The organism is Streptococcus sp. 3874, from assembly GCF_013276425.1.
GTDB classification, from domain to species: Bacteria; Bacillota; Bacilli; order Lactobacillales; family Streptococcaceae; genus Streptococcus; species Streptococcus pseudopneumoniae.
Window position 1 is genome coordinate 18,538 of record NZ_VMLA01000023.1, and the last position, 9,025, is coordinate 27,562.

Annotated in this window: 9 protein-coding genes; all 9 read left to right on the top strand. The window is 42.8% G+C overall.

Annotated features, from left to right (window positions below; translation table 11 throughout):
- Positions 1 to 31 precede the first annotated feature (31 nt).
- The 9 genes from udk (at position 32) to lepA (ending at position 8,738) form a co-directional block, all read left to right on the top strand.
- Positions 32 to 670, top strand: coding sequence for a uridine kinase (gene udk / locus HT703_RS02400; protein WP_001181364.1), 639 nt, complete (start codon positions 32 to 34; stop codon positions 668 to 670).
- A 127-nt stretch (positions 671 to 797) separates the two neighbouring features.
- Positions 798 to 2,138, top strand: a complete 1,341-nt coding sequence (xseA, locus tag HT703_RS02405; RefSeq protein WP_138701150.1) for an exodeoxyribonuclease VII large subunit — start codon at positions 798 to 800, stop codon at positions 2,136 to 2,138.
- Complete coding sequence (locus HT703_RS02410) at positions 2,116 to 2,328, top strand: exodeoxyribonuclease VII small subunit (RefSeq protein ID WP_000043226.1); 213 nt, start codon at positions 2,116 to 2,118, stop codon at positions 2,326 to 2,328. Before xseA ends, HT703_RS02410 begins: the two co-directional genes overlap by 23 nt.
- Positions 2,325 to 3,200, top strand: a complete 876-nt coding sequence (locus tag HT703_RS02415) for a polyprenyl synthetase family protein (protein WP_138701151.1) — start codon at positions 2,325 to 2,327, stop codon at positions 3,198 to 3,200. Before HT703_RS02410 ends, HT703_RS02415 begins: the two co-directional genes overlap by 4 nt.
- The gene (locus HT703_RS02420; protein WP_138701152.1) at positions 3,193 to 4,008 is read left to right on the top strand and encodes a TlyA family RNA methyltransferase; all 816 of its coding nucleotides are present in this window, start codon (positions 3,193 to 3,195) and stop codon (positions 4,006 to 4,008) included. The genes HT703_RS02415 and HT703_RS02420 overlap by 8 nt, the downstream gene beginning before the upstream one ends.
- Positions 4,001 to 4,432 (top strand): arginine repressor, encoded by a 432-nt coding sequence (locus tag HT703_RS02425; protein ID WP_001034403.1) that lies wholly within the window; start codon positions 4,001 to 4,003, stop codon positions 4,430 to 4,432. The genes HT703_RS02420 and HT703_RS02425 overlap by 8 nt, the downstream gene beginning before the upstream one ends.
- A 6-nt stretch (positions 4,433 to 4,438) precedes the next feature.
- Complete coding sequence (gene recN, locus HT703_RS02430) at positions 4,439 to 6,106, top strand: DNA repair protein RecN (protein WP_101514682.1); 1,668 nt, start codon at positions 4,439 to 4,441, stop codon at positions 6,104 to 6,106.
- Position 6,107: 1 nt separating this feature from the next.
- A complete protein-coding gene (locus tag HT703_RS02435; RefSeq protein WP_101514681.1) occupies positions 6,108 to 6,836 on the top strand; it encodes a metallophosphoesterase family protein in 729 nt (242 codons plus the stop codon).
- Between the two features lie 78 nt (positions 6,837 to 6,914).
- Positions 6,915 to 8,738: a translation elongation factor 4 gene (gene lepA, locus HT703_RS02440; protein ID WP_001047210.1), complete on the top strand. Its 1,824-nt coding sequence runs from the start codon at positions 6,915 to 6,917 to the stop codon at positions 8,736 to 8,738.
- Positions 8,739 to 9,025: the final 287 nt, after the last annotated feature.

The following is a 9,025-nucleotide window of genomic DNA, read 5'->3' on the forward strand; positions in this document are numbered from 1 at the left end:
ATAGACGACGGATAAAATAACGGAGGATAGCATGCAAAATAGACCAATCATTATTGGAGTGACAGGTGGTTCTGGTGGTGGTAAAACCAGTGTTTCAAGAGCCATTTTATCGCATTTTCTTGATGAAAAGATTTCCATGATTGAGCATGATTCATACTACAAGGATCAGTCTCATTTGACCTTTGAAGAGCGTATCAAAACCAACTATGACCATCCATTTGCCTTTGATACAGACTTGATGATTGAGCAGATGAAGGAATTGTTGGCAGGGCGTCCGGTGGACATTCCGACTTATGACTATACTGAACATACACGGAGCAGCAAGACCTATCGTCAAGAGCCTCAAGATGTCTTTATCGTTGAGGGGATTTTGGTCTTGGAAGACAAGCGTTTGCGCGATTTGATGGATATCAAGATTTTTGTGGATACGGATGACGATGTGCGCATTATTCGTCGTATCAAGCGCGATATGGAAGAACGTGGCCGTAGCCTTGATAGCGTTATTGACCAGTATCTAGGTGTGGTTAAACCCATGTACCATCAGTTTATCGAGCCGACTAAGCGTTATGCTGATATCGTCATTCCTGAGGGAGTCAGCAATACAGTAGCTATCGACCTGTTGACGACCAAGATTGCTAAGATTTTGGAAGAAGCTCGAAATAGCAAATAAACAGAATTGGAGGCCTTGCCTCCTTTTTCTATTTTCCCCTCATAATGGTACATAAATGGAGATTTTTAGGCATATTTTTGGTATAATAATACCCATGAAAGAGCAAGAAAATGAATAGTAGGTGGAGATGGAAAAGTATTTATCGGTAACAACTTTGACCAAGTATCTGAAAATGAAATTCGATAAAGACCCATACTTGGAACGGGTCTATTTAACTGGTCAAGTTTCCAACTTTCGTAAACGACCTACTCACCAATATTTCTCCCTAAAAGATGACCATGCAGTTATTCAAGCGACCATCTGGTCTGGGGTTTATCAGAAATTAGGCTTCGACCTGGAAGAAGGAATGAAGATCAATGTGATTGGGCGTGTACAGGTCTATGAACCAAGCGGTAGCTACTCCATCATCATTGAAAAGGCTGAGCCTGATGGGGTTGGGGCGCTTGCGATTCAGTTTGAACAACTCAAGAAAAAATTGACAGAGGAAGGCCTGTTTCAAGAACGCTTCAAGCAACCGTTGCCCCAATTTTCTAAGAGGATTGGTGTAGTAACCAGTCGCAGTGGAGCCGTGATTCGAGATATTATCACGACCGTCAGCAGGCGATTCCCAGGTGTTGACATCTTTCTTTATCCAACTAAGGTTCAAGGTGAAGGCTCTGCGGAGGAAATTGCTCGAAATATTGTGCGAGCTAATCAAGGGGACGATTTGGATTTGCTCATTATTGGTCGTGGTGGCGGTTCCATAGAGGATCTCTGGGCCTTTAACGAAGAAATTGTGGTACGAGCTATTTTTGAGTCTCGTTTACCAGTTATCTCTAGTGTGGGACATGAGACGGATGTGACCTTGGCAGATTTTGTGGCAGATCGACGCGCTGCAACGCCAACAGCGGCGGCTGAACTGGCAACACCTGTGACCAAGTTGGATCTATTAGCTCATTTGCAAAATCAAGAAAAACGGATGGCAACAGCAGTCCGAAATGTCCTATCTAAGAAACAAGAAGCTTTGAAAAAATGCAGTCAGTCTGTTATCTTTAGACAACCAGAACGTTTGTATGATGGCTATATGCAACGCTTGGATCAACTGCAATTGCGTTTGAAACAAAGTTTGCGAACACGGATTTCTGATAACAAGCAATTAGTCCAAGCAAGGACGCATCAACTGGTTCAATTATCACCTGTTACCAAAATCCAACGCTATCAAGACCGTCTAGGCCAGTTGGATAAGCTCCTCCGTAGTCAAATGACGCTGGTTTATGATGCCAGGGTTGCTGAAGTCAAGAGACTTTCAGAAGCCTTGTTGATGTTGGATGCCAGTCGCATCGTGGCGCGTGGTTATGCTATTGTCAAAAAAGAAGAGTCCGTTGTAGATTCGGTTGAGAGTTTGAAGAAAAAAGACCAAGTAACGCTTTTGATGCGAGATGGTCAAGTAGAATTAGAGGTTAAAGATGTCAAAACAAAAGAAATTTGAGGAAAATCTAGCAGAACTGGAGACCATTGTCCAAAGTTTGGAAAATGGTGAAATTGCTTTAGAAGATGCGATTGCTGCCTTTCAAAAGGGCATGGTCTTGTCTAAAGAACTCCAAGCGACGCTGGACAAGGCTGAAAAGACCTTGGTCAAGGTCATGCAAGAAGACGGAACAGAAAGTGATTTTGAATGAAGAAGCAAGAAAAATTAGCTCTTGTCGAGTCAGCCTTGGAAGACTTTTATGGAGGCCAGCAGTTTGCCTCTAGTTTGCGAGAGTCTGTTCTCTATTCCATTCATGCTGGTGGCAAGCGTATTCGACCTTTTCTCTTGTTGGAAGTTCTGGAAGCCTTGCAGGTGGCTATTAAACCAGCTCACGCGCAGGTGGCCGCGGCCTTGGAAATGATTCATACAGGGAGTTTGATTCACGATGACCTTCCTGCTATGGATGATGATGATTACCGTCGGGGACGCTTGACCAATCATAAGAAATTTGGTGAAGCTATGGCCATTTTGGCAGGAGATGCTTTATTCCTAGATCCTTACGCCTTGATAGCGCAGGCAGATTTGCCAAGTCAGATTAAGGTAGACTTGATTGCCAACTTATCCCTTGCTTCAGGTAGTCTGGGTATGGTAGCAGGCCAGGTTTTGGATATGGAAGGCGAACACCAGCACTTGTCTTTGGAAGAACTCCAGACCATTCATGCTAATAAGACTGGAAAACTGCTAGCCTATCCCTTCCAAGCAGCTGCTATCCTAGCAGAATTGTCACCTGAAATGCAGGCAAAGCTGAAAACTGTGGGTGAATTGATTGGACTTGCTTTTCAGGTCAGAGATGATGTACTGGATGTGACTGCCAGTTTTGAGGAGATCGGCAAGACACCTCAAAAGGACCTGCAGGCTGAAAAATCAACCTATCCTGCTTTGTTGGGCTTGGAAGAAGCTATTGCCTTTTGTAACCAAACTCTGGATCAAGCCAATGCCAAATTAGACGACATTGCCCAGCAGGTTCCCTTTGAAACAGAATCAATTGTAAGTGTAGTAGAAAGTTTGAGAATCAATGGCTAAGGAAAGAGTGGATGTACTAGCTTATAAACAGGGCTTGTTTGAAACGCGAGAACAAGCCAAACGCGGCGTCATGGCTGGACTAGTCGTTGCAGTCCTGAACGGAGAACGATTTGACAAACCAGGAGAGAAAATCCCAGACGACACCGAGCTAAAACTTAAGGGTGAAAAACTCAAGTATGTCAGCCGTGGTGGCTTGAAACTGGAAAAGGCCTTGCAGGTCTTTGATTTGTCAGTGGATGGGGCAACAACGATTGATATTGGGGCTTCTACTGGAGGATTTACCGATGTTATGTTGCAGAATGGTGCTGAGTTAGTTTATGCAGTCGATGTCGGCACCAATCAATTGGCTTGGAAATTACGCCAAGACCCACGAGTTGTCAGTATGGAGCAGTTCAATTTCCGATATGCTGAAAAAACTGATTTCGAGCAGGAACCGAGTTTTGCCAGCATTGACGTGAGTTTCATTTCCCTCAGTCTGATTTTGCCAGCCTTGCACCGAGTATTGGCTAATCAAGGTCAGGTTGTGGCTTTGGTTAAGCCCCAGTTTGAAGCAGGACGTGAGCAAATTGGGAAAAATGGAATTATTCGTGATGCCAAGGTGCATCAACATGTCCTTGAATCTGTCACAGCTATGGCAGTAGAGGAAGGCTTTTCAGTCCTTGGATTGGATTTTTCTCCCATCCAAGGTGGACATGGAAATATCGAGTTTTTAGCGTATTTGAAAAAAGAAGAGGCAGCAAGCAATCAGGTTCTTGCTGAGATTGAAGAAATAGTAGAAAGGGCGCATAGTCAATTTAAAAATGAATAAAAAAGAGAGACTTGAAAAAATTAGACGATTTGTGACAGATTATCAAATCGGTACACAAGAAGAAATTGTAGAACATTTGAAAGAGGCAGGCATCACTGCCACTCAGGCGACAGTATCACGTGATATCAAAGAGCTAGGCATTGTCAAAATTCCTTTGAGAGATAACACCTATGTCTATGAATTGCCAAAATCAATCGTAAAAAGTTTGCAACTAGCTGAATATAATATCGAATCGGCTCAATTGATGGACAAGATGATCAATCTCCAAGTTATTCCAGGAAATACGGCTTTTGTAAAAGCTCAGTTAATTGAGACTTTTGCGGATAAGATTTTCAGCTGTTTGGCTGATGATAGTTCGATTTTAGTCATGGCCAGAAGTGAAAGTCTAGCTGAGGAAATCTTTGAACAAGTAAAAAAATGGTAGGTCTATATGTTACTTGAAATTTCGATAAAAAACTTTGCCATTATTGAGGCTATTTCCCTCCATTTTGAAAAGGGGATGACAGTCCTGACTGGTGAAACGGGTGCAGGGAAGTCGATTATCATTGATGCCATGAATATGATGTTGGGAGCTCGTGCGACGACAGATGTTATTCGTCATGGTGCACCAAAGGTAGAGATTGAGGGGCTTTTCTCAGTTGAGAATAGTCGTCTTTTACAGGAAATTTTTGATGAGCAAGGTTTGGAATTGGGTGATGAAATTATCATCCGTCGGGAAATCTTGCAAAATGGTCGGAGTATTAGTCGTGTCAATGGCCAGATGGTTAATCTGTCTGTTTTGCGTGCTATTGGGCAACATCTGGTGGACATTCATGGTCAGCATGATCAAGAAGAGTTAATGCGTCCCCAACTGCATATCCAGATGCTGGATGAATTTGGTGATACAGCCTTTTGGGACTTAAAAGAAACCTATCAAACAAGTTTTGATGCCTATCGAAAAATGCGCAAGCAGGTTCTGGAAGTCAAGAAAAACCAACAGGAACACAAGGCACGTATCGAAATGTTGGAATTTCAAATGGCAGAGATTGAGGCAGCAAACTTGCAGGCTGGAGAAGATTTGGCTCTCAATCAAGAGCGAGATAAAATGCTCAACCATAAAAATATTGCGGATACGTTGACCAATGCCTACAGTATGTTGGACAATGAAGACTTTTCAAGTCTGGCCAATGTTCGTTCAGCCATGAATGATATGGAGAGTGTCGAAGAGTACGACCCTGAATACCGTGAAATTTCAAGCTCACTGTCTGAGACCTACTATATTTTAGAAGATATTAGCAAGCGTCTGGAAGCTATTATTGAGGACCTTGATTTTGATGGTAATCGTCTCATGCAGGTTGAGAATCGTTTGGATCTCCTTCATACTATTACTCGTAAGTACGGTGGGACTGTAGACGATGTCTTGCTTTATTTTGCCAAGATTACGGAAGAATATAATCTCTTGACAGGCAATAACCTTTCATCTGAGTACATGGAAGCAGAGCTTAAGAAATTGGAAGTCAATCTTGTCGGCTTGGCAGGTCAACTTGCTTCTGCTCGTCATAATTTGGCTCAGCAACTCGAAGCTGAGATTAAACAAGAACTGCAAGATCTTTATATGGAAAAAGCCCAGTTTCAGGTTCGTTTTAGTAAGGGCAAATTCAGTCGTGAGGGAAATGAAATGGTTGAGTTTTATATTTCAACCAACCCTGGAGAAGACTTTAAACCCTTGGTTAAGGTTGCTTCTGGAGGGGAATTATCTCGTCTCATGTTAGCCATTAAGTCTGCCTTTTCACGTAAAGAAGGCAAGACTAGCATTGTCTTTGATGAGGTGGATACGGGAGTTTCAGGTCGTGTTGCTCAAGCTATTGCTCAGAAAATTCATAAAATTGGTCAGCATGGTCAGGTTTTGGCTATCTCCCATTTGCCACAAGTAATTGCGATTGCGGATTATCAATTTTTTATTGAGAAGATTAGTAATGACCATTCAACGGTTTCGACTGTTCGTCTCTTGACAGTCGAAGAGCGAGTGGAGGAAGTTGCTAAGATGTTGGCAGGTGATGATGTGACCGAAGCAGCCCTGACGCAAGCCAGAGAATTGTTGAGAAACAGAGAGAAATAAGATGCCTGACTATTATGTAATTGGAGATGTTCACGGAAAAGCTGGGATGCTGGAAGACCTTCTCAAAACCTGGGATGGTCAGACCCAGTTGCTCTTTCTAGGGGATTTGATTGACCGTGGTGAAGATAGTCGCCGTGTCCTTGAAATGGTCAAGGACTTGGTGGATAATCAAGGGGCTATCTGTTTGTCAGGAAACCACGAGTATATGTTTTTGACATGGCTAGATGATCCAGAAGAAAGCTATGACCACTATCGTCGCAATAGTGGAGATACAACTATTAACTCTATCCTAGGTCGTCCCTTGGATGCACCAGTTGACGGAGTGGAGGATGCCAAGCGTGTTGCTACTGAAGCGGCAGACTTGGTCAAATTTATTCGTCAAATGCCATTTGTGGTAGAGACAGACAAGTATATCTTCGTTCACGCAGGTATTGATTTGACCTTGGACGACTGGCATGAAACTACAGATTACAAGAAAGTATGGCTTAGAAAACCATTCCACGAAGCCGAAAATCATACTGGAAAAACCATTGTCTTTGGTCATACACCGGTCTATGGTTTGTTAAAGCAAGAGCGAGGTACTGCTGAGCTTTGGACTACAGAAGATGGCAAGATTGGGATGGATGGAGGAGCTGTCTATGGTGGTGTCCTTCACGGGATTGTCTTTACAGATCAAGGGATGACAGAACATCACTTTATTGAGAATGACGGCTTTGTCGCTGAAGATTAGTACTCCTAGCAGGGGATGGTCTTGTCAAAATGTCAAAAACAATTTATAATAAATAGATACCCTGAAAGGAAGAGAATCATGAACTTAGAAGAATTGAAAAAACGACAGGAGAAGATCCGTAACTTCTCTATTATCGCCCATATTGACCACGGAAAATCAACTCTAGCAGACCGCATTTTGGAAAAAACTGAGACAGTCTCCAGTCGTGAAATGCAAGCTCAACTTTTGGATAGTATGGATTTAGAGCGGGAACGTGGGATTACCATTAAGTTGAATGCCATAGAGCTCAATTACACTGCAAAAGATGGGGAAACTTATATTTTTCACTTGATTGACACACCAGGACACGTAGACTTTACCTATGAAGTTTCACGTTCGCTCGCTGCCTGTGAGGGGGCGATTTTGGTGGTTGATGCTGCCCAAGGGATTGAGGCTCAAACTCTTGCCAACGTTTATCTGGCCTTGGACAATGATTTGGAAATCATGCCTGTTATTAACAAAATTGACCTGCCTGCTGCAGACCCTGAGCGCGTGCGTACGGAGATTGAAGATGTCATTGGTTTGGATGCCAGTGAAGCAGTCTTAGCATCTGCCAAGGCTGGTATTGGGATTGAAGAAATTCTTGAGCAAATCGTAGAAAAAGTGCCAGCACCAACGGGTGATGTGACGGCACCACTAAAAGCCTTGATTTTCGACTCTGTTTACGATGCTTACCGTGGAGTTATTCTTCAAGTGCGTGTCATGGATGGGGTGGTCAAACCTGGCGATAAGATTCAGCTCATGAGCAATGGCAAGACCTTTGATGTGACCGAAGTCGGTATCTTTACACCCAAAGCAGTTGGTCGTGATTTTCTTGCGACTGGTGATGTTGGTTATATTGCGGCTTCTATCAAGACGGTTCAGGATACTCGTGTGGGGGATACCGTTACCTTGGCAACCAATCCTGCAACAGAGCCATTACATGGCTACAAGCAGATGAATCCTATGGTCTTTGCGGGTCTCTATCCTATCGAGTCAAACAAGTACAATGACCTGCGTGAAGCCCTTGAAAAATTGCAACTGAATGATGCTAGTCTTCAGTTTGAACCAGAAACATCTCAGGCACTTGGATTTGGTTTCCGTTGTGGATTTCTTGGCCTTCTCCATATGGATGTTATCCAAGAACGTTTGGAACGTGAGTTCAACATCGACCTCATCATGACAGCTCCATCTGTTATCTATAAGGTTAATTTGACCGACGGTGAGTCTATGGATGTGTCCAACCCGTCTGAATTCCCAGATCCAACTAAGATTGCGACCATTGAGGAGCCATATGTTAAGGCGCAAATCATGGTACCACAGGAGTTCGTCGGAGCAGTCATGGAATTAGCTCAGCGCAAGCGTGGTGACTTTGTGACGATGGACTATATTGATGATAACCGTGTCAATGTCATCTATCAAATTCCACTGGCTGAAATCGTCTTCGACTTCTTTGATAAACTTAAGTCTTCGACACGTGGTTATGCAAGTTTTGACTACGAATTGTCAGAATATCGCCCATCTAAGCTAGTGAAAATGGATATCCTTCTCAACGGAGACAAGGTGGATGCCCTCAGCTTTATCGTTCACAAGGACTTTGCCTACGAACGTGGGAAACTCATCGTTGATAAACTCAAGAAAATCATCCCTCGCCAACAATTTGAAGTTCCAATCCAAGCGGCTATTGGACACAAGATTGTCGCTCGTACTGATATCAAGGCCCTTCGTAAAAACGTACTTGCTAAATGTTATGGTGGTGACGTTTCTCGTAAGCGTAAACTCCTTGAAAAACAAAAAGCTGGTAAGAAACGTATGAAAGCCATCGGATCAGTAGAAGTTCCTCAAGAAGCCTTCCTCAGCGTCTTGAGCATGGATGAAGAATAAGTTATCAGAAATGGATTTCCTTGTTCATAGGAAATGTATATAAGAATCAATCGTAAAGCAGGCTTAGATGGTCTGCTTTTTTATAAACTATCAAGAAATCGGAGAAAATAATGGTATAGTAGATTGAAACTAATAGTACACCTCTACTTTTAAAACATTGTTAGAAATAGATTTGACTGTCCTGATAGATTTGCCCTGTTCTTATTTCATTTCACTATAAAATTTTAAATTTGTGACCATATCTTGACTGTATTTTCCTCTCTTTTTCGTAACCGTCCAATAACGAA